This window comes from Ancylomarina sp. 16SWW S1-10-2, from assembly GCF_009669305.1.
Taxonomy (GTDB): domain Bacteria; phylum Bacteroidota; class Bacteroidia; order Bacteroidales; family Marinifilaceae; genus Ancylomarina.
This window is the reverse complement of the sequence record NZ_SADB01000265.1, coordinates 1-413: the sequence shown is the minus strand read 5'-3', so window position 1 is coordinate 413 and position 413 is coordinate 1. Positions and strand designations below refer to the sequence as shown.

The following is a 413-nucleotide window of genomic DNA, read 5'->3' as shown; positions in this document are numbered from 1 at the left end:
GACCGGCTGTCTGCCATGCTGCCCGGTGTACCGACATAACCGCCGGTGGCATAGCCGCGCATCAGCCGGTAAAGATTCCCCACGCCAATCCGGCTGGTTGCCTCCTTCGTGAAGACAAACTCACCACGGTGAACAATCCCCGCTGGCTCATATTTGCCGCCGGTTCCCGTAAATCCTCCGGTTGCAAAATGGAATTTCGCCGCAGCGGCCTGAATGGCTGTACCGCCTGACGCGGATGCGCCGCCACCAACAGCCCCGCCAATGGCGCTGCCGATACTCCCGACAATCCCCACCATTGCCTGCTTAAGCAGAATTTCTGTCATCATGGACAGCACGGAACGGGTGAAGCTGCGCCAGTTCTGCTCACTGCCGGTCAGCATCGCCGCCATATTCTGTGCAATACCATCAAAGGT

The 413-nt window shown here is 59.1% G+C and carries 1 protein-coding gene; it reads right to left on the bottom strand.

Annotation, left to right across the window (positions count from 1 at the left end):
• The coding region (locus EMN46_RS19185) for a phage tail tape measure protein (RefSeq protein ID WP_154202616.1) at window positions 1-413 on the bottom strand (413 nt) is incomplete at both ends.